At 35.6% G+C, this 20539-nt stretch carries 24 protein-coding genes; all 24 read right to left on the bottom strand.

Annotation, left to right across the window (positions count from 1 at the left end):
• A complete protein-coding gene (locus CGC48_RS04300; RefSeq protein WP_013998221.1) occupies positions 1-1254 on the bottom strand; it encodes an FtsW/RodA/SpoVE family cell cycle protein in 1254 nt (417 codons plus the stop codon).
• A gap of 3 nt (positions 1255-1257) precedes the next feature.
• Positions 1258-2592 (bottom strand): UDP-N-acetylmuramoyl-L-alanine--D-glutamate ligase, encoded by a 1335-nt coding sequence (gene murD / locus CGC48_RS04295; protein ID WP_098028591.1) that lies wholly within the window; start codon positions 2590-2592, stop codon positions 1258-1260.
• A gap of 54 nt (positions 2593-2646) precedes the next feature.
• A complete protein-coding gene (locus tag CGC48_RS04290) occupies positions 2647-3192 on the bottom strand; it encodes a hypothetical protein (RefSeq protein ID WP_232780545.1) in 546 nt (181 codons plus the stop codon).
• Between the two features lie 219 nt (positions 3193-3411).
• On the bottom strand, positions 3412-4089 hold the full coding sequence (locus CGC48_RS04285) for a hypothetical protein (protein WP_232780544.1): 678 nt from the start codon (positions 4087-4089) through the stop codon (positions 3412-3414).
• 69 nt (positions 4090-4158) lie between these two features.
• On the bottom strand, positions 4159-5373 hold the full coding sequence (gene mraY / locus CGC48_RS04280; RefSeq protein ID WP_098028588.1) for a phospho-N-acetylmuramoyl-pentapeptide-transferase: 1215 nt from the start codon (positions 5371-5373) through the stop codon (positions 4159-4161).
• 128 nt (positions 5374-5501) lie between these two features.
• Positions 5502-6245, bottom strand: a complete 744-nt coding sequence (locus CGC48_RS04275; protein ID WP_157909865.1) for a hypothetical protein — start codon at positions 6243-6245, stop codon at positions 5502-5504.
• 67 nt (positions 6246-6312) lie between these two features.
• Positions 6313-7332 (bottom strand): DUF7821 domain-containing protein, encoded by a 1020-nt coding sequence (locus CGC48_RS04270; protein WP_098028586.1) that lies wholly within the window; start codon positions 7330-7332, stop codon positions 6313-6315.
• 352 nt (positions 7333-7684) lie between these two features.
• Positions 7685-8227: a GNAT family N-acetyltransferase gene (locus CGC48_RS04260; RefSeq protein WP_098028584.1), complete on the bottom strand. Its 543-nt coding sequence runs from the start codon at positions 8225-8227 to the stop codon at positions 7685-7687.
• 7 nt (positions 8228-8234) lie between these two features.
• Complete coding sequence (locus CGC48_RS04255; RefSeq protein WP_098028583.1) at positions 8235-9683, bottom strand: UDP-N-acetylmuramoyl-L-alanyl-D-glutamate--2,6-diaminopimelate ligase; 1449 nt, start codon at positions 9681-9683, stop codon at positions 8235-8237.
• Positions 9684-9695: 12 nt separating this feature from the next.
• Positions 9696-10238 (bottom strand): DUF1697 domain-containing protein, encoded by a 543-nt coding sequence (locus CGC48_RS04250; protein ID WP_098028582.1) that lies wholly within the window; start codon positions 10236-10238, stop codon positions 9696-9698.
• A gap of 17 nt (positions 10239-10255) precedes the next feature.
• On the bottom strand, positions 10256-10744 hold the full coding sequence (imm9, locus tag CGC48_RS04245; RefSeq protein WP_098028581.1) for an Imm9 family immunity protein: 489 nt from the start codon (positions 10742-10744) through the stop codon (positions 10256-10258).
• A 96-nt stretch (positions 10745-10840) separates the two neighbouring features.
• A complete protein-coding gene (locus tag CGC48_RS04240; RefSeq protein ID WP_098028580.1) occupies positions 10841-11287 on the bottom strand; it encodes a GyrI-like domain-containing protein in 447 nt (148 codons plus the stop codon).
• 33 nt (positions 11288-11320) lie between these two features.
• Entirely contained in the window at positions 11321-12112 is a 792-nt protein-coding gene (locus tag CGC48_RS04235; RefSeq protein WP_098028579.1) for a cation transporter, read from the bottom strand.
• A 26-nt stretch (positions 12113-12138) separates the two neighbouring features.
• The gene (locus CGC48_RS04230; protein WP_095917179.1) at positions 12139-12420 is read right to left on the bottom strand and encodes a hypothetical protein; all 282 of its coding nucleotides are present in this window, start codon (positions 12418-12420) and stop codon (positions 12139-12141) included.
• Positions 12356-12583 (bottom strand): SDR family NAD(P)-dependent oxidoreductase, encoded by a 228-nt coding sequence (locus CGC48_RS04225; RefSeq protein WP_232022187.1) that lies wholly within the window; start codon positions 12581-12583, stop codon positions 12356-12358. The genes CGC48_RS04230 and CGC48_RS04225 overlap by 65 nt, the downstream gene beginning before the upstream one ends.
• 113 nt (positions 12584-12696) lie before the next feature.
• Positions 12697-13212, bottom strand: a complete 516-nt coding sequence (locus CGC48_RS04220) for a hypothetical protein (RefSeq protein WP_098028578.1) — start codon at positions 13210-13212, stop codon at positions 12697-12699.
• Positions 13213-13244: 32 nt separating this feature from the next.
• Entirely contained in the window at positions 13245-14276 is a 1032-nt protein-coding gene (locus CGC48_RS04215) for a hypothetical protein (protein WP_098028577.1), read from the bottom strand.
• A 329-nt stretch (positions 14277-14605) separates the two neighbouring features.
• Positions 14606-15526, bottom strand: coding sequence for a hypothetical protein (locus CGC48_RS04210; RefSeq protein ID WP_098028576.1), 921 nt, complete (start codon positions 15524-15526; stop codon positions 14606-14608).
• A 1-nt stretch (position 15527) separates the two neighbouring features.
• Positions 15528-15842: a DUF4298 domain-containing protein gene (locus tag CGC48_RS04205; RefSeq protein ID WP_098028575.1), complete on the bottom strand. Its 315-nt coding sequence runs from the start codon at positions 15840-15842 to the stop codon at positions 15528-15530.
• A 6-nt stretch (positions 15843-15848) separates the two neighbouring features.
• On the bottom strand, positions 15849-16367 hold the full coding sequence (locus CGC48_RS04200; RefSeq protein ID WP_098028574.1) for a hypothetical protein: 519 nt from the start codon (positions 16365-16367) through the stop codon (positions 15849-15851).
• 202 nt (positions 16368-16569) lie between these two features.
• On the bottom strand, positions 16570-18585 hold the full coding sequence (locus tag CGC48_RS04195; protein ID WP_098028573.1) for a penicillin-binding protein: 2016 nt from the start codon (positions 18583-18585) through the stop codon (positions 16570-16572).
• 37 nt (positions 18586-18622) lie between these two features.
• The gene (locus CGC48_RS04190; protein ID WP_098028572.1) at positions 18623-18952 is read right to left on the bottom strand and encodes an FtsL-like putative cell division protein; all 330 of its coding nucleotides are present in this window, start codon (positions 18950-18952) and stop codon (positions 18623-18625) included.
• 3 nt (positions 18953-18955) lie between these two features.
• Positions 18956-19864 (bottom strand): 16S rRNA (cytosine(1402)-N(4))-methyltransferase RsmH, encoded by a 909-nt coding sequence (rsmH, locus tag CGC48_RS04185; protein ID WP_098028571.1) that lies wholly within the window; start codon positions 19862-19864, stop codon positions 18956-18958.
• The gene (gene mraZ / locus CGC48_RS04180) at positions 19857-20312 is read right to left on the bottom strand and encodes a division/cell wall cluster transcriptional repressor MraZ (protein WP_041995938.1); all 456 of its coding nucleotides are present in this window, start codon (positions 20310-20312) and stop codon (positions 19857-19859) included. Before mraZ ends, rsmH begins: the two co-directional genes overlap by 8 nt.
• Between the last annotated feature and the right edge of the window lie 227 nt (positions 20313-20539).

Below are 20539 nucleotides of genomic sequence, written 5' to 3'. Positions count from 1 at the left end.
CTATTTTACCAATTTCTTTTTTTCTGCCTTTTGGATTTCTTCCATAATTTCTTCAGCTAGTTCCTCCTCAACTTCGGCTAAGTTTTTGTCTTTTTCCATAGCTTGTTGTTTATTATTGCGTTTGCTTGTACTTACCGAAAGAATTAATCCTAACGCCAAACACGTCATCCAAATGGAAGTTCCTCCACTACTAATAAGCGGTAAGTTCTGTCCCGTAACGGGAAATAATTCTACCGCAACTCCCATATTTATAAGGGCTTGTAGAATAATTGGAAAACCTACTCCCAAAACTAATAACTGCCCAAATATCGTTCTTGCATTTTGAGAAATGATGACAATCCGCAGAAGTAAAAGTACATAAAGAGCCATTATGACTAATGCCCCAAACGAGCCATATTCCTCCGTAATAATAGCATAAATAAAATCGGAAGAACTCTGTGGTAGAAAGTTTTTCATCGTGCTTTTTCCAGCTCCTTCACCCATTAGTCCGCCCTTTGCAATAGCCATTTTAGCTCGTTCAATTTGGTAGCCTTCTTTCTCGTCTTCTCCTGCTGTAAAGGATTCAATACGGCTTACCCAAGTGCTTACCCGCGTATTTTTAAAATTATCAGGAAATGCTTTCACCGTAAGAATGAAAATCGCCATAAGAGCTATACCGATACTCAGAGCTGTAAAGATATTTTTCAGAGGATGTCGCCCAATAAAGGTTAAAATCCCTACCGAACCTGCTCCCAGTACAGCCGTAGAAAGGTTAGAGGGCACGATAAGCCCAAGGATAATCGCCACAGGTAGCCACAAAGGAAGAAAAGATTCCGAGAATGTGGGCTTTTTGCCGTAGTTTTCAGCTAAATACGAGGCTACATACGTCATCAACATAACCAAAGCGAATGTAGAAGGCTGAAATGAAATACCCACAAAAGGCACTTGAATCCATCGACTGGCATTGGCTCCTTCAATGGTGGTTCCTTTAAGAGCGGCAAAAATCAAAAACAAAGCCGAAAGGAATAATCCTAACTTTGAAACTGGACGAGAGAAACGATACGGAACTTTATGAATTACATAAATGATGACAAAGCCAATAAAGACAATGAGTCCGTGCCTTAAAAAGTGTCCGAACGTGGTTCCCTTACCGATAACGTAAACCAAATTTGTACTGGCACTATAAACAGCCAAAAATGAGAATAACGTAAATATCAGTATGATAGCCCAAGTGACTTTATCTCCCTTTATATTTCGTGCTAACCAGTTTCGCATTTGTTATAGTTTTTCTACTTCTTTTTTGAACTCATTTCCTCGTTCTTCATAGTTTTTGAACAAGTCAAAACTTGCACACGCAGGTGAAAGTAGCACAGTATCTCCGTTTTTTGCAAATTGTTTTGAAAGAAATACAGCCTCTTCCATACTTTGGGTCTCTACAATGTTATCAATGACGTTTCCAAAAGATTTTAAGATGGGCGAATTATCTTTCCCTAAGCAAACAATTGCTCTCACTTTTTCGTGTACGTAAGGCAGTAGGGGAGAATAATCGTTTCCTTTGTCCACTCCGCCTACAATCCACACCACAGGCGTTTTCATTGTGTCCAAAGCAAAGAAAACAGAGTTTACATTGGTCGCTTTTGAATCGTTTATATAAGTGATTCCTTCCACTGTTTTAACAAATTCCAGACGATGTGGCTCACCAACAAAACCTTTCAGGCTCTCGCGGATAGATTCCTTACGAACTTTAAGAAGTCGTGAAGATACCGAAGCCGCCATAGAGTTCTTAACGTTATGTTTTCCTTTCAAACTCATTTCTTTTACTTCAATTTCAAATGTCTGGTTGTCAATATTCATATGTATTATGTCTTTTAAACTATAAATTCCTTTATTTAATTCTTTTTCTATTGAAAATGGGATTTTTTGTGATTTTATTTCGTTCTTTTCAAGCCATTGGGCTATGATTGGGTCGTCGATGTCGTAAATGAAATAATCATCTTCGGTCTGATTTTCAGTAATTCTGAATTTCGATGCGATATAATTCTCCATTTTGTAATCATACCTATCCAGATGGTCGGGGGTGATGTTCAGTAAAATGGCAATGTGCGGCTTAAAACTCGTAATTCCGTCCAGTTGAAAACTGCTGATTTCCAGAACATAATATTCTTTATCATCTTCTGCTACCATTTGAGCAAAACTCTTCCCTATATTTCCTGCTATGCCCACATTCAGTCCGCTTTCTTTCAGAATGTGATACGTTAGGCTGGTTGTGGTGGTCTTTCCGTTGCTACCTGTGATGGCAATAATCTTCCCTTTGGTATAGCGATAAGCAAATTCAATTTCAGAAATAATTTCGATATGTTTTTCCTTTGCTTTTTTGATAATTTCTACCGTATCAGGAATTCCTGGACTCTTTATGATACAATCTGCCGAGAGGATTTCACTTTCGGTATGCTTATTTTCCTCCCATCGAATGGTATGTTGATTGAGTACCTCAGCATATTTGGTTGCTACCTTGCCTTTGTCGGACAGAAACACGTCCCAATGCTTCTTTTTACCAAGAATTGCAGCCCCAACACCGCTTTCGCCTCCTCCTAAAATTACTAATTTTTTCATTTTTTGTATTTTGAACTATAAATCGATGTCATTTTTCATACATTGATTGTTAAGTTAGTTATCAAAGTCTTCATCTTCTTCCATATCTTCCTGAAAACGATTATTAAACTCACTATTTCCCCTCATATTTTGCTGAGAATAGTTGTTTAAAACATTTTCATAGTTAATTAAAAGAGAATCTATCTTCTGTTTGGTTTCAATTGAGGTATTTCCTTCCTTCAATTTCATAAGTTCTTGCTGAGCATTTTTAGTAAATTGCGTGATTGCGAGTATTTCCAACGCTCCCAACTCTCCTCCAGTGATGTTTTCTTGCAGAAGAGAAATTCTCTCGGCAATATTTTGATATTCAACTACCTTTAAAGCTACATTTTCAATACTTTCCAGATGCTTTACGTTCAGTAACTCGTTGGTGATGGCTTCCAAATTGACGTTTTTCAAAACTTCGTCTTTAATTTGGTTTGTACTTTTAGAAATTTCTGTCTCAATGCGTTCAGAGCTTTCCGATATTTCGTCACTGATGTTATTTACCAATTGATTGACGTTCTCACACGAGGCAAAGATGTTTGCACAAAGTATGATGAATAGTATTTTTTGTTTCATTTTTTCTTTTATATTAAAATTATTAATCGTTTTTTGCTTCATTTTGCTCTGTACGCACTTCATATTGTATTGTACCGACTTTATTTTGCATTGTACGGAATTCATTTTGTTATGTACGGGCTTCATTTTGTTCTGTACGAGCTCTATTTTGTATCCTACGGACTTAATTTTCTATTCTACAAGCTCAATTTTATGTTGTATATGTATATTTTTGTTGATTTAATCCTTCTTTAAAAGATTTTTTAGCTTCAGAATGAGAAAAACAAGCCCAATTGTTCCATATAATAAGGTAATTGCTATCAAATCGGACAATAAAGCAAAAGGCAACAACACGATGGCTTTTATATACAATCCTATTTTAGGTAATTTTGATTCTTTTTCTATCGTAAAATGAAATTTTTGCTTCAGCGGAAATTCATTTTTTAGCTTTTCTTTCCATTGTTGCTTTGGTGCGAACTTTCCAGCAATGTGAATTGACTTATAGATGAAGTTTCCTGTATCTTCTTCGCAAAAAATGCTGCCTTTTTTCTCAAATCCGATGTCTTTTGCCTTTTGTAGGTTCTCTTCTGAAAGTTTTTCTGTGTTTATTCCCAAAAGCATCAACATATAGAGCTTCTTTTCCCTCTTGATGCTCTTGGCGTAAAACTTAGCAAAGCCATAATACAATTCATTTTTCCATTCGGAAGAGAAAATGTTATGCAATTCCTTCTGATATTCGGGTTTTACCTCATTAAAGTGATAGTAATACTTCTTCCCAATGATAATTAGTTCGTCTTGGGAGGAAAATCCTGCAATTTGAGTGCTATCTTCACACTTTTTGTAGATACTATTTTCCCTTTTCTTCGCATCGGAAAACATTTTATGTGTTAAAGACGAATATTTTAGCAGATTTATCATTCGTTTTCTCTTTTCTACGGACTTTTTTCTATTCTTTATAGCGATAAAGAACTTCTTTCTGAACTTCGATTACCTAATTTTTAAGGTTACGAAGGACATTATTGCCAGAATGATGCCCACAATTAGGAATCGCATCACAATTTTGCTTTCGTGGTAGCCCTTTTTTTGATAATGATGATGCAAAGGCGACATCAGGAAGATGCGTTTGCCCTCGCCGTACTTCTTTTTTGTGTATTTGAAGTAAGAAACTTGCATCATAACCGATAGATTTTCAATCAGGAAGATACCACACAGCAATGGAATGAGCAATTCCTTACGAACTGAAATGGCAATCACAGCAATTACGCCTCCAATGGTCAGGCTGCCTGTATCGCCCATAAAAACCTGAGCAGGATAGGTGTTATACCACAAAAATCCGATGAGAGCCCCAGCAAATGCAGCGATGAAGATGGTCATTTCTCCTACATTGGGGATGTACATTATGTTGAGGTACTGCGAAAAAATGATGTTTCCCGATACCCAAGCGAAAATCCCGAGTGTTAGTACAATGATTGCCGAACTTCCTGCTGCCAGTCCGTCAATTCCGTCGGTGAGGTTAGCTCCGTTGGAGACTGCCGTCACAATTAAAATAACTATCGGAATAAAAACCACCCAAACCCAGTCTTTACTTCCTTCACCTGCCCACGAAATCAGGTCGGCATAGTCAAATTCGTTGTTTTTCATAAACGGAATAGTGGTTTTGGTAGATTTTATTTCTTCTTGCTGAATTTGAACTTCGGTTACTGTACTTGCTTTTGTGCTTTCGTTCTTCACGGTTACATTAGGGTTGAAATAAAGCATCGCTCCGACAAAAAGTCCGAGACCTATTTGTCCCAAAACTTTGAATTTGCCTTTAAGTCCGTCTTTGTTCTTTCTAAAAACCTTGATGTAATCGTCTGCAAACCCAATGATTCCCATCCAAATCATTGAAACTACAAGTAAAATGATGTACACGTTTGCCAGTTCAGCAAACAGAAGTACCGGTACGAGCGTTGCCAAGATGATAATCACGCCTCCCATTGTAGGTGTTCCTGCTTTTTCGTTTTGTCCTTGCAGACCTAAATCACGAATGATTTCTCCCACCTGAAGTGCGTACAGCTTATGGATAATTTTCTTTCCAAAGATTGTAGCAATTAAAAGTGAGAGAATCGCCGCAATCCCCGCACGGAACGAAAGGTATTGAAACAATCCTGCTCCCGCCAAATTGTATTCTTTTTCTAAGTAATCAAATAGATAATATAACATTTAGTTATTGGTAATTAAAGAATAGGGATCGGTTCCTATTCAGGATTAATATTTCTGTATTTTTTGCTTCTATATAGAAAAGTTTTGTCTTTTCTTCGAGCAATTAATTGATGAGATTTTTTGAAAAATCACTCAGTTGTAATGATGATTTTGTCATCATTTTTTTTGTTTTTGTCAGATTCCTCATTGAGTTTCATACTTATTTGAACCGTATGATTGTCAATTTTTTTGAAATTCTGATGTTTTCCTTTAATTGATTTTATTTTGTTTTCAAACTTAAATGTAGTATTGAATTGAACATCAATCATTTTTAGCATATTTTCTATTGAGCTAAATAGTTCATCAATTTTTTCTTCTTTTTTATCTTTTTCCTGTTCTTTTTCTTCTTTTTTTGAAGAGATTTCTTTCATATCAATGATTAATCTCTTTCCGTCCCAGTTTGTTCCCGATTTTACGAACGGAGAAACCATTTTTGCCTCTTCATTTTTGGAATCAGAAAATCCCTCTAATTCTTTTTTGGTTAGTCGTTCCATTTTGATAGCAAAACCAGTTTCTTGTTCTTGGTCGAAAATGCCTTTCAAGAAAATCTTTTTCGCTACTTCCATAGAATCTTTACTGATAGGTTTTCCTTCTTCCTCAGATAATTGGTAGATGCTTTTCCATTCTTTGGAAAATTTGTTAAGGTTCGATTTTTTACTTGTAGAATCCGATTTTGATTGCATCATATCAATCATTTCTTTTGAGTCAAACTCCATAAGAATGCTTGTAGCATCATCTTTGTGAAAGGTCATTTCCATATTCACGGTACAAGATTGTAATAATCCTATAAAGAGAATTATAAGGGTTACGATTTTTATTCTTTGTTTTGTCATATTATTGTTGGTTTTAAAGATTTTGTACTATTTGTTATGTTTACATATGATGTATTTATGTAAAATGCTAAAAATCATCGTCAATTGGTAAATCTAGTTGTTTTGCCAGAGATAAAATCCAGTCTTTATATTCTTTATGGCATAGAAAGAAAGTATAATAGCCCAGCTGATTTTCTACATTTAAAAGGGTATAATCGGTTTGTTTTTCGATTTTCTCGGCAATACTTTTGGGGTACAATATATCCTCTTCGGTAATGTGAATTTTTTCTCCCAAATGCTCTTCTATATAATTCGTAAGGGCATCAATCTCAATAGGAAAGTCGTCATTATAAGTTTCGAGATGTTCCTTGAGGAGAAATTCATAATTGATTTGCTGCTGATTGGCATTGCCGTAAAACCCCGCTTTTAATATTTTGTCGATATACTTTTTAGGGTTTTGTTTTAGCTTTTTCCACTGATTTTTAAAGGTTTTCTGCTTTTTGATATTGGCAATAGCGACAAAATCATTCAACGCATCGTCAAAACTACTGAGTTCGATATGTTCTGCATTCGTAACGAGGTTTAGTTCTCGCTCTACTATTGCTACAGCTTTTTCAAATATCGCCCAATGTTCTTTATCATTGTCTTCCGAAAGAGGCTCGGCGTATTTCATTTCTTCAACAATTCCACTAAAACGATTTTTTGAAACCAAAATTTGGAATGCTTCCTCGCCATTTTCCGTAAAAGGCACGGCAAAAAAAGTTCTCACTTCGGCATTGAACCCTTTTTTCTTTATTTCTTCGGAAGGTTTGACCAGAAAATAAAACAGCAAAAAGGTATGATTTTTTTTCTCATTTAACTCCGATTCATCAAAAGGCGTGATGTTGCACTTTTTCATAAATTCTGCAACAAGCTGATACAAACTCTCATAACCCTCTCGTTTACATTCAGTTTGATACTTCTCTATATCTTCGATAAAATCAAACGGATAGGCATAATCATACACCTCAATACTCGATTTGAAAGCCGAATTATGAATCGTAAACTGACGAACACCAACGATACTTTCTTCGATTTTCGTTAGGCTTTTATATAGTTCTTGTTTCATTTTGTTTGTTATTTATTGTTTTTTGATAAATTCGGAGAAAAACGTTATTTTCTTTTCCGCCAAAGTGATTTAATTTCTTTCCAAGAATCGCTGATGATATCAACAAACCAAATCATAATGCCTATCATCATTAACGTTTCCCAGTTTATGGGACTGCTTCTTCTCAAGTCTTTTTCAAACAGAAAAATATAAAAAATATACAAGCAAGCCACTATTTTTAAAAGTGAAGGCAGTATTTTAAACAAAAATTTCATTTACAATTATTTATATTTTTCCAAAGTTACTATTCTTTAAGAAAAAAACTCAGTTAATTTTTCTGAAACTATTTATCATTTCTACCAATCAATTTGAGTTATTTTACCATTTCCGATTTTAAAATACTATACACTTCCAAATCTCGGAATACATTTTCCGAAACGCGTTCGCCTTGCCGTTCGATGCCCTCAAAGGTAAATCCCAATCGCTTTGGAATATTTTTGCTTGGCAAATTCCCAACAGCACAACGGATTTGTACGCGGTTCATTCCCAAATCTTTAAAGGCAAATTCACACATTCGCTTAGTGGCTTGGGTTGCAATCCCTTGTTTTTGGTATGTTTCTGAAATCCAATAACCGATTTCAGTTCTCTGATTGAGTTTGTCCGTTTTGATAAAACTGATAAGCCCGACAAAATTGCCTTCTTTTCGGATACAAAACACATAATCTTTGGTCTGTTCCATCGTTTCCAAAGCTGATTTTAGGAAATATTCCTCATCAGTAACCTCCTTAATATACTGAACAAAAGGCAACCACTCGCCCAAATATTTTCTTTGTGTATCTATTGTATTGAAAATGATTTCAGCATCAGATAATTGTACCAATTCGAGATATAATTTTTCGTTTATGATTAGTTTCATATTTTGTCTATTTTAAAAATCGTCTCACTTCCTCCATATCATCAAAATGGGTGCGTTCGCCTTTGATTTCCTGATAGGTTTCGTGTCCTTTTCCTGCAATGAGGATAATATCTCCCAATTTAGCAAACTGACAAGCGGTTTTTATTGCCTGACGGCGGTCGGCTATGGTAACAAACTTTTTGTAATGCTCTGCTGATACGCCTGCTTCCATTTCTTCCAAAATCGTTTGTGGGTCTTCGTCTCGCGGATTGTCCGAGGTAAAAATCACTCGGGTGCTTTCCTTCGTGGAAATATCCGCCATTACGGGGCGTTTGCTTTTGTCACGATTGCCTCCGCAACCCACTACTGTGATGAGTTGTTCGTTTTTGGTGCGAATGTTGTTGATGGTGTCCAACACATTTTGCAAGGCATCGGGAGTGTGGGCATAATCCACAATCGTCGTAATTTTATCTTTCGAAACAAAATACTGAAACCTGCCACCCACTGACTGCAAAGTACTCAAAGCGGTTAGGTTCTGAATTTTTTCGATTCCGAGCAAATCGGCGACAGCATAAACCGCCAAAAGATTATAAGCGTTGAACTGCCCGATGAGGTTTGTCCAAACTTCCTGTCCGTCTATTTTTACCACCAAGCCCGAAAACTGATTTTCCAAAATCTGCAAACGATAATCTGCAAACGATTTCAAAGCGTAAGATTTCTTTTGAGCTTTGGTGTTTTGGAGCATCACACTGCCGTTTTTGTCGTCGATATTGGTAAGAGCAAAAGCCGTTTTTGGCAATTGGTCGAAAAATTTCTTTTTAGCATCACGATAGTTGGCAAAGGTTTGGTGATAGTCCAAATGGTCGTGCGTTAAATTCGTAAACACGCCCCCTGCAAATTGTAAGCCTTCGATGCGTCGTTGCTCCACGCCGTGCGAACTCACTTCCATAAAGCAATATTCACAACCTGCATCAGCCATCATTTTCAGATACTTATTGAGTGTAAGAATGTCGGGCGTGGTGTTTTTGGTGTCGTACTTCTGCTCATCTACATAAATGGCGATAGTAGAAATAAGCCCCACTTTGTAGCCCACTTTTCTAAACAACTGATACAGCAAACTCGTGGTAGTGGTTTTTCCGTTTGTACCTGTTATCCCTACTAACTTGAGTTTTTCCGACGGATTTCCATAAAAATTACTCGCCATCGTTGCCAAAGCAGAAACGCTATCCTTTACTTTTACATAAACGATTTCCGAAATAGTTTCTTGCGGAATTTCCTCACAAACGATGACTTTTGCTCCCTTTTCGATGGCTTTGCTAATGAATTGATGCCCGTCTGATGCCGTACCTTTTATAGCAACGAAAACATCGCCTTGCTTAACTAACCGAGAATCTTGCACCAAATTGCCTACTTCGGTATTGATTTCTCCCGAAAGGGAGATGATTTCTATGTTTTGTAATACATCTTTTAGGTTCATAGTTTCAGTTGTTTATATATTTTCCTTCACCATTCCCACTAACTTGCTTAGTGTATTCAAATTGCGTGTGGTAGCGGTGATGTTAAGTTTCTTTTCTAAAAAATTGTTACTGAGTTTGCTACGACTGGCATCTTTGGGTAAATACATATACAATGCTTTTTCGGTAAAGTCAAATTTTTCCTCGCCAAAATCCTGCTTTTTGAGTTCCTTTGCCAATGGCAGCGATAATTCATCATTAAAAAGGGTAAAGAAAACGCGTTTGCTGTCGTGATTTTCGGTAAATGGATTTTCGCTTAAAACTTGTGCAATTTCATCAGCGGTTTTTACAATCACAGGAAGTTCTGCTCCAATGTTTTCCTTGATGAGTTCGTGTACCTTCCTGCTCACCTCCGCAGAGGAAAGCTCCGTTTGTAAGACGATATTTCCACTCTGAATATAAGTTTTTACATTCGCAAAGCCGCCTTTTTCCAAAATTTCTTTCAGAAAAGCCATTTTGGGAATGCTATTTTTCCCGCTGGGCATCACGCCCCTGAGTAGTGCGATGTAGGTGTTCATGGTTTCTTTCCTTATACTTAGTTAAATACCAACCTCAACTTAATTCCTTGTATTGTAAAACCTTTGCTTAGAAAACTATTAATTATCTTTTTAGTAGATTCTAAAAAATAGTCCTCTAAATTTGTAAATTCTTTAATATTACATTCAATAAGAAAAAAATTATTAGGATTCGCCTTAGGTCTATGCAAATATCTTTCTTCTGGCAGTCCCCAAGATATTTGATTACTATTAGGAATTGGTATGATAACTGAAAAGACCTTATCTTTTACATTAGAGTAGGTAAAACCTTTTTTATATATACCAAGAAAATTCTTGTCATCTTCTTTGGTTTCAAGCCAATAAATATTAGTTGGATTTATATGAAACTCTATTGTCCAATCATTCAGTTTCTCATGACATAATTGTGGCTTAATTTGATCAAAAAAAATCTGAAAATTCTGCCTCAATGTATGACTATATGGAAAATCAACAATGGTTCCTGTAACTGAAAATTTTAATTCCATCATCTAAATAATTCTTATTAACAAACGAAGCTGTTTTTTGTAATCCAATGATTACAAGTTTTCTAAGTAGTGAAAGGTAGGTGTTCATTTCTTAGTTGTTTATTTTACGCTTATAAAAATCTCTACTTCGGACTCACTGCCGTTTTGGGATTTTTCGCCATAGACTTCAAAATCGTACTGGTAGGCACGATTCAGCACTTCATCTTGTTCCCAAATGGTTTTCCAAGTCTGCATAACGGCATTGGGCATTTCTCCTTTGGCAATGAATTTCTGAAACTTTGTAGCAGGAAATTCTCTCCCAATCATTCCGTTTGGAATTTCGTCTAACGAACTGACTCTCTTTCCGATAATCGCGGTATAAGCTCCTTGATAATCACTTTCGTAATCGGTGTAAATGGCGATAATTTCTTCGGAAATGGTATTGGGGATTTTTGAAATGGTGTCGCTCATAAATTGTCCCCAAAGTTTGCCCAAATCTGTTGCGGCTTGTCCGCTAGCATTGGTCGTGCGTACCGCTATCCCGATGATTTTAAATCCGTTTGTCATATGATTTCCTTTTTTAATTAAAGTTAATTTACATTATTTTGAGAGTTTTAAAATTTTTATTGCCCCTTGCCAAACAATGCAAAATACAATGGCTCCGATGATAAGGTCAGGAGATTTAGAATTAGTCAAATAAACCAATCCACTAGCAATAATCACCCCTATATTGATAATGATATCATTAGAAGTAAAAATCATACTGGCTTGCATATGAGCTTCTTGGCTTTTGTTCTTTTGCAATAAATACAAGCAAAGAGCGTTACCAATAAGTGCCAGCAACGAAACAAAAGCCATCGTTTGAAAATGAGGAATGGATTCACTGCCAATAAATCGCTTAATGACTTCTACAAGTCCGATAATGGCAAGAAATATTTGAAAATAACCTGCTATTTTTGCAATACGTTTTTTATAAATGATACTCGTACCAACAGCTAATAAAGCAAGTCCATACACTAAGCTATCAGCAAGCATATCCAAACTATCGGCGATAAGCCCCATAGAACCAGATAAAAATCCTGTTGCCATTTCTAAAATAAAAAAGAAAAAATTGATATATAAAACACGCCAGAGCAATACTCTTTCATTGGTGTCATTTGTTTTTGAGTAATCATCTGCAGCACTGCTATCAATCAGAGAAGTGTCTAATTGTAGGCTTTTAAGGTGCTGAAAAATCTGCTGATAGTTACCACTATGAAAAACAATTAACAGTCTATTATCTATGCTAAATTCCATTGAATGAATATTTTGCAACTCTGCAAGCTTCATTTTTATCATTTGCACTTCGCAAGGGCAATCCATTTTTGATATTTTAAATGATGTCTTGTACATTTTTTCCTTGTTTGTTTTGATTCAATTCATTTTTGCCAATCCTTCACAATTCGCTCAAAATCAGCCAACATCAACTCAAAATTATAATTGATTTTCTTTTGTTTTTGGGCAAAAACACGAAGGGCGGTCAAAAAATATTCACTGATTTTTTGTTTCTGTTCTCGGTGGCAAAGGTCGCTAAATTCTTTTTCAAAATGAAAAATAATTTCGGCTTTGCCCGTGTCTTTTCGCAAACCGCCAATTTCAAAACGATTGCGTAAAAAATAGCGATGTTCTTCTATTTCTTCTGCCGAAAATCGTTCGTGCAAAAGTTTCAATGTTTGGGTATTGGCTTTTGATTTGAGCCATTTTTTTAGGGTCTCTTCCTGTGATAATTACCTTATTATCAAGTTCATAAAAACGCTCTGCTAATGCCCAACCAATACCTGATGAACCGCCCGTAATTAAAATAGTGTTGTTTGATAGTTTCATTGTTAAATTCTTTACTAATGGACAAAGTTATATAATTTTAACACATTTTTTTTAAGTTTTGCTATCTAAATTGATAAAAACATATAAAAAAAGTAAATTGAGTTTTTTAATTATCATAATTTCTTTCTTCTCACTAAAACCATAATTCCCAATCCGAAAAATGCTAACAGATACAGTACTACAAAGAGATTTTTTAGTAAACTGAAAAAAGGCAATACGGATAAAACAGCATCTGAAAGTGACGGAAAGCGGTAAAGCGATATGCCGATACCGATATTTTCCAAGTAGTCAAACACTGCCGCCAAAATGGGTAAAAAGACCACCCATCTTACTCTTTTAAAATCTAATTTATCAATGAAATGCTTTAATATCTGTCTGTAAGTAAAGGCATAAAGTAGCGGGTATATCATATCCACAGGTAATTGCTTGTACAGATAGTAATGTCTGCCCTCACTTCCCAAATATTCCAAAAGACGCACCACATATTCGCTATCGTAAAAGGGGAGGACATCAATAATATCCAATCCGTTGGCAAGGCGGTTCAGTGTAGGGATGGTGATAAAAACCATCAGTAAGTACACCGACATTGTGATGATAAAATAAATCGAAAGTTTTGTGGTTTTGTTCATTTGTTTATTTTCAAAATTATTTGTCCCAACACTTAAACTATCGACAAACCAATTTGGTCGGCAAGGGTGTAAATACGCTGTTTATCCTGCTTTTTGGCGATGATGAAATTGCAGTCGTCGTTGCCACTGCTAAGGTCGAGCAAGGTGTAATCGGTTAAGTTTTCTAATCTGTCACAGACGATTTCCCAGTCGTTGCCCACTTCCTTGAAGGTCATTTTAAAAGGCTGACCGATTTTCTCCGAAATGAACCGACACAACTCCTTAACGCTAAACTTCCAATCATCTTTAAATACATCTAACTTCTCAACAAAAGCCCAATACAGCAAGTAATCTGTCTGATAATCATCAAGGTATTCCAAATCTTCCTCAAACCAAATGCCCTCATCGATGAGTCTTTGAGCAAATGCTTCACGATTTTGGTGGATGTTTTGCCAATCGGTTTTCAGTTCGGCAATATCTTTTTCGGAAAGATAGTTATCGTGATTAAGCAACCCAACCAACTCATTAAATGCCTCTTCATCGGAAATGGGGTCGGTTGGCTGTATTTGCTTTTGCAAGGTTTCATACGCCACTTCGCTGAATTTTAGCAATTCGTCAAAGTGATATTTTTCCATTTCATTGGCGGTTTCAGGGTCGAAATAATGGCTGTTCAACATCATTTCGCGGTAAGTCATACGGTGTGCATCTACATCATCGCAATGGATATATACAAAATCGTCTCCGATTTGCATCAACGAAAACGAAACATAGTAAGTCTTTGCTAATCCTATATTCTTACGCACTTTAAACAGAAAATGCAACAACATAAATCCCTCGCCACGCCCAATGGCTTCTACGTCCTGTGAGTCAACTTCGCCAAATCCGAAAATACTAAAAATGTGATTAAGATGCTTGATTTCCTCTCTATAATCATAATTATCAGGCACATCATCAGGTGCGGACGCAAAAGGCAGATACATAAAATTGACATCACCCAGCCACGCACCAAATCTGCTATAAATATTTTCTCTACTGATGTCGTTATCACGCATCAATTCGTAGATTTTCAATAGGTTTTCTTTCATTGTAATACGATAAAATAAAGATGGATATAATGTTTTTAAAATAAATACATTCTTTATGCTATAAATTCATTTTAATTTTTTAAAAATCAATGAAAAAGTTTTTAATTTTTCTCAAGAAATGGATTAGCAATGTTGCTGAGCCATTTTTTCATCTTGATAATTCATTTTTTTGTCTTGCTAAATGATTTTCTAAATTTGATAATCTATTTTCTTGGCTTGTAGAATGATTTTTTGTTTTTGCTTATTTATTTTTTTATGATTGATAGATAATTTCTGTTTATATTTTAAAAAAATATGATGATGTTTTTTAATTACCTATTGATTTTCAATTAACAATTATAATAAAACCCTGTCACTTCAATACGCATATCAAAAAATTTTTCCAATTGGGGCAAATAATTGTCCAAATCATATTCTTTGGTACTGAGAATTGCTATTGGGTATTTTCTTTTTTTGTAATACACCCGCAAAGTATCGGCACCACCGCCTTTGGCTGGTAGCATTCGGTCAATGTCCACTTTTTTAATATTCGATAGCGGAAAAATATTGCAAAATTCACCCACACTTATCCCAATTTGTTTATTCACCTCATCTTTCCACAATACGGCTTGGTCGCCAAACCTTTCCGTTAGTAAAGATGGACGGCGTTTTACGATTTCGTTTTCTTGATAGTTGGTCTCTATTCCGATATATTCTTTCGGAAATAACACCCAATCGGTAAGTTGTATATTCTCCTCATTTTCAATTGGAGTGATTAATTCGGGATATTTACGAGCGTTGATAATATTAAAAAACACATATTGATGCTGAGGTTCTCCGTAATAAACGCTAAGAAATGTCATTTCGTCTTTCTGAAAAAATGAATAGAGGTTTTCGTAAGCCTCGTAGTGTTCATTGAGGGACAAATGTTTTTCTAATTGCTGATGCACTTGCCAAAAATGAAATTCTTCTACTTGTGTGTCTCCATTGGCATAGTATTCTCGTACAGCTATATCCCTACGTTGGGTGTTGTGTATGCGAAATTCAAATTTGGAAAATAGCAAATTGCCCACCCGCACCGGATATTTAAAATAGTAATACTCATACACCTCATAATCCAAATCAAAAGGGCTGTCCCATTCCACCAAAGGCGATGCGATAACTTCCTCGTAGGTAGCGTCCCACGAAAAGAATTTCGGTTCAGGCGATTGTACTTCAAATCCCAAATGATAATCGGTGTGATTTTCTGAAAGTAATAGGATTTTTTTCATATTACTCTTCTCTTGAGATGATTTTGGTTACCAATTTCAAGAAATCCACTGCCAAGAAATATTGGTCGCCCAAAGCATTGTATGCGAGGTCTTCCGAGAGTACTCCGTGGGGCATTCCTTCGGGGATTTTACCCGCGTTGGCATCATCATAATCTTGTCGCCATTGGTCGCTTCCGTAATAGGCGTTAAGTTTTTGTACTTCGGGAAGTAATTTCTGCCATTGTTTTAGAAATTCTTCCGCTTTCGGAGTGAAATCTTCTATTTTATTGAGGATTTCCTCCATTTCTGCAATGTTTTGTAGTTGTTTTGGGGTCATAAATTGTTATTTTTTATTATAAAAGGTATATTTTATGTCTGTTAAGTTATTTAAATTGATTTCTATTTGTGATTCGCTGTGTTCTGTAATGCCAATGAGCCAATTATTTTCAATTTTTAATTCTTTTATTGGGTTAGTGTGGTCGAAAAACATTGCCCAGACCAGATTTCCTTCCGAATCTTCACGAGCGATAAAGCCTTCATTACCATAGCTTCCGTCACCACTCACAAACTTTTGATTATCATCAACGATTAATTCGTTCCATACATCTACTGAAATCCAATTGTCCCAATGATTATACTTCAAAATGTTACTTATGTTTGTGTCGCATAGCGGACTAACTTGGGCAGAACTCTTTTTTGTATTGGGGTCGTAAAAAATAACGAAATCTAATATAATTAAGCTTCCATCAGCATATAGAATACAATTGGTAGGAGGTAATTTCTTCTTATCATTTCTCCAAAATTGTTGTAATGCATCAATATCAGCTGTTTTTGATGTGTTTTCTGTTAGTTTTTTATTCATAATTTTCCTTTTTAAACTCGAAATTAAAAAACTGCGGTCAGAAATCACCCAACCGCAGTTAAAAATTAATTTCTATATATGTGTAATGAATAGTGTTAGCCTATTTTCTTATAAGCCAACACGATAAATAATCTGTCTTGCATCACTTTAAATTCCCATTATGTCAAAGAACTTTTAGCCATCGTAATGAAAATACATTAGATTAGCTATTTTCTAACGTAAGAACGATATTTTTGTTCGCTCCTATTTTTTGTCCACTTGTAATCGACTGGTTTGTCACTTTTCCTTCGCCGACTAATCGAACTTTTAGTCCCATATTTTCGAGTAAAGCAACGGCATCCATTGCAGCCATTCCTATAACATCGGGCATTATGGTTTTATATTTTTGAGCTTTTGTATAATATTGATTGTAGTTTGTGTTGGTTTTCTCTGAAGCGTTATCTACATCTTCGATTGTATCAATAAGCAGTGAATTTGTGTAAATTTTCTGAGCGATACTTTTAAATACAGGTCCTGAAACATCAGCTCCGTAGTATCCCACGTTTCTGTCAGGTTCGTGAATTACCACGATGCACGAATACTTTGGATTTTCAACAGGGAAAAATCCTGCAAATGAGGAGATGTAACTCCATTTCGATTTGTCGTTGCTACCATAGTTTTTTCGTGCAGTCCCTGTTTTTCCTGCCATTGAAAAGTCGGAAGAATATAATTTATGTGCAGTTCCATATGGTTTTTCTACAACGCTGGCGAGTAATCCTTTTGCTTTTTGTGCGGTTTCTTTTGAACAAATTTTTCCGTTGATAATTTCCACATTGAATTTTTCGATGGTTTTATTCCATTCACGCACTTCTTTTATGAGTCGAGGCTTCACCATTACTCCGTTGTTTGCAATTGCGTTATAAAAAGCTAATGTTTGCAAAGGAGTTAAATGTAAGCCATAGCCAAAAGCCATCCATTCGAGGGAAATACCGCTCCAGTTTTTATCCTTTGGTTTTGGAATGTACGGAGTTCTTTCACCTTTGATGGGTAATCCTAAAGGTTGGTCTAATCCCATTTGCGATAGTTTGTCCGTAAATTCTTTTGGATTTTTAGAAAACAAATGATGAACCATCTCGGTCATACCAACGTTTGACGAAACGGCAAAGGCTTTGGCAATATTTATCTTTCCTGTAAATCTTTTTTGTGAATCATCAACAGTTTCTTTGTAGTAATTGGCTCTTCCGTTTTTGATATCAACCACGTATGTAGTGTCAATGCCACGCTCTTCGATAGCAGCGACAACCGACATTAATTTAAAGATTGAACCAGGTTCGTGAACTTCTCCGATTGCGTAATTATATCGTTCTGAATAAGTATTTGTTTTTGAATTCAATTCTAGATTTGAAATAGCTTTTATTTCTCCTGAATTAACTTCCATTACTATCACACAGCCGTGCTTTGCTTTAAATTTTTCCAACTGAGCAAGTAAAGCGTGATGAGCAATGTCTTGAATATTAATATTTATGGTTGAAACGACATCGTATCCATCTTTTGGCTCGATTATATTGAAACCACTAGCAAGTTTCCATTGTCCTTTGGCTATTTTTTGTTCCAAACGACGCCCTTTTGTACCCAAGAGATAGTTAGAATAGGCTCCTTCTAATCCCACACGAATAGTGTATCCGTTTTCATCAGTTCGTTCGTAACCGATACTTCGGTGAGCGATTCCACCTAAAGGATATTCGCGTTTTACTTTTTTATCAATAATAAGACCTCCTTTATATGGACCTTTCTCAAAAAGAGGAAATTTTTTAATACGCAGATAATCGCTATACCCCAATTGTGGTGCAATTAGTAGGTAGCGATTTTTTAGTTTGCGTTCTTTTTTGAGTAAGTTTTGATAGTACGAGCTTGATTTACCAAACATCTTTGAAAGTGAATCACTTAGAGGTTTTATGTGCGTATTGAAGTTTTTTTCTGAAGGAGCAATTCCGTCCCATCGGATATCATAACGTACTACCGATGTGGCAAGTAAGCTCCCATCATCAGAATATAGATTTCCTTGATTAGGAATTATTTCAGCTTCTCGCAGTGTAGTTTCATCTGCTTTTGCCCGATATTCATCACCTTCAATCTGAATTTTTACAAGTTTTACAGAAATGACAATCGCTAACAAAAGCATAGCAGTCGCAACAATGTATGTGCGAGATAATATCCTTTTGTCATTCTTTGTTGCCATTTTTGTATGAATTAAGTTTAATTTAAAATTTCAAATATTATTCTTTTATAATTACTTTTATCTTTTGAGGTGGTTTTTCAGGTTGTTTTAAACCTTTGCTTTTAAGTTTGTTAAGTAATGAAGACTCTAATTTTACCTTTTGCAATTGTGAGCGAACATCTACAAACTGGCTTTTCAGTTCATTTACCTCTTCATTGAGTTTTGCGATTTGATGTACTTTATTATCTGCATTATGAGAACTTGTAATCATAATTACTCCCAAGACAAACAGAAAAGCAATGAACGTCCAATTCTTGGTAGCTTCTTTGCCTTCTACCAAAAACTTTCCTCTGAGGATATTCTTTATTTCATTTGTAGCTTTTCCCATTTTTTATTGTCTTTCAGCAATTCGGAGTTTAGCACTTCTGGCACGGCTATTCTCAGCAATTTCGCTATCTGTCGGGACGATCAATCCGCCTACTTTCTTAAAAGGAACAGCAACATTGCCGTAAAAATCTTTTTCAGGACTTCCCTCAAATTGCCCGTCACGAATGAAACGTTTTACCAATCGGTCTTCTAATGAATGATAACTGATGAGGCTAATACGTCCGCCTGTTTTCACAATATCAGGAAGTTGTAATAAGAATTCTTCCAAAACTTGTATTTCCTCATTAACTTCAATGCGAATGGCTTGATAGATTTGAGCGAGAGTTTTATTTTCTTTAAATTTCTGCAAGAAAGGTCTTAGAATTTGCTGTAATTGATTGCCAGTAATTATCCTTTGTTCTACACGAGCGGTAAAAATGGCTTTGGCAATAGCTTTAGCATTTTTCAGCTCTCCATATTTTGAAAATAGAATAACTAATTCGTTTTCAGAATATTCGTTCAGTATGTTTTGAGCCGAAATCGCTGCGTTTTGGTTCATTCGCATATCTAAAACGCCGTCAAAACGTGTTGAAAATCCTCGCTCGGGAACATCAAACTGATGTGATGAAACTCCAAAATCTCCTAAAACACCATCAACCTTTTTAACTCCATAGAATTTCAAAAATCGTTTTATGTATCTGAAATTCTGATTTATAAGTGTAAAACGCTCGTCATCAATAACATTGTTAGCAGCATCGGCATCTTGGTCAAAGGCGTACAATCGTCCGTTTTCACCCAGTTGATTTAAGATTTCACGAGAATGTCCGCCACCTCCAAAAGTAACATCAACGTAGATTCCATCTTTCTTAATTGACAGACCATCAATACTTTCTGTAAGTAATACAGGTTTGTGATATCCTTCTGTATTAATCATTTCCTAAGCCTCCCATAACTTTTTCAGCCAATGCCGAGAAATCCTCTGGACTTGTATAAATGGCTTTTTCATAAGCTGTTTTGTCCCAAATTTCAACTCGGTTTCCTAATGCTGACATAACGATTTCTTTGTCAATTTGTGCGTATTCCAGTAAATCCTTCGGAATCAACATTCTTCCAACAGAGTCTATTTCAATGAGTTTTACGCCCGACATAAACTTTCTGATGAAATCATTATTCTCTTTTACGTATCTGTTTAGGCTATTTACCTTTTGCATTTCCAAATTCCATTCGGTCATTGTATAAAAGTCTATACATCTTTGAAAATCAGAACGCTTAAGTACGAACCCCGCCTCCAAATCTCCCAATTGTTTTTTGAGAGGAGCTGGAAGTGTTATCCGTCCCTTTGCGTCTATTTTACATTCATATGTGCCTATAAGAATTCCCACTGTAATACATTTCTAAATAATCACAGGACAAAAGTAGAAAAAAAATCCCACATTCTACCACTTTTTCCCACATTGTTGATAAGTTTTTTCTTTTGGAATGTAACAACCAAAACATTCATAATTAAGTATTTAGTTAAATTTTTCGTAAAATTAATCTTAAATTGTTTGCGTGTTTTTGTTTAACTATTTAGTTTTTAGTTGTTTGATGTTTTTGTTCGATGCAAAAC

It is taken from the genome of Capnocytophaga cynodegmi (assembly GCF_002302475.1).
Classification (GTDB): Bacteria; Bacteroidota; Bacteroidia; order Flavobacteriales; family Flavobacteriaceae; genus Capnocytophaga; species Capnocytophaga cynodegmi.
The sequence above is the reverse complement of the archived record's forward strand: the minus strand, read 5'-3'. Positions and strand labels throughout refer to the sequence as shown.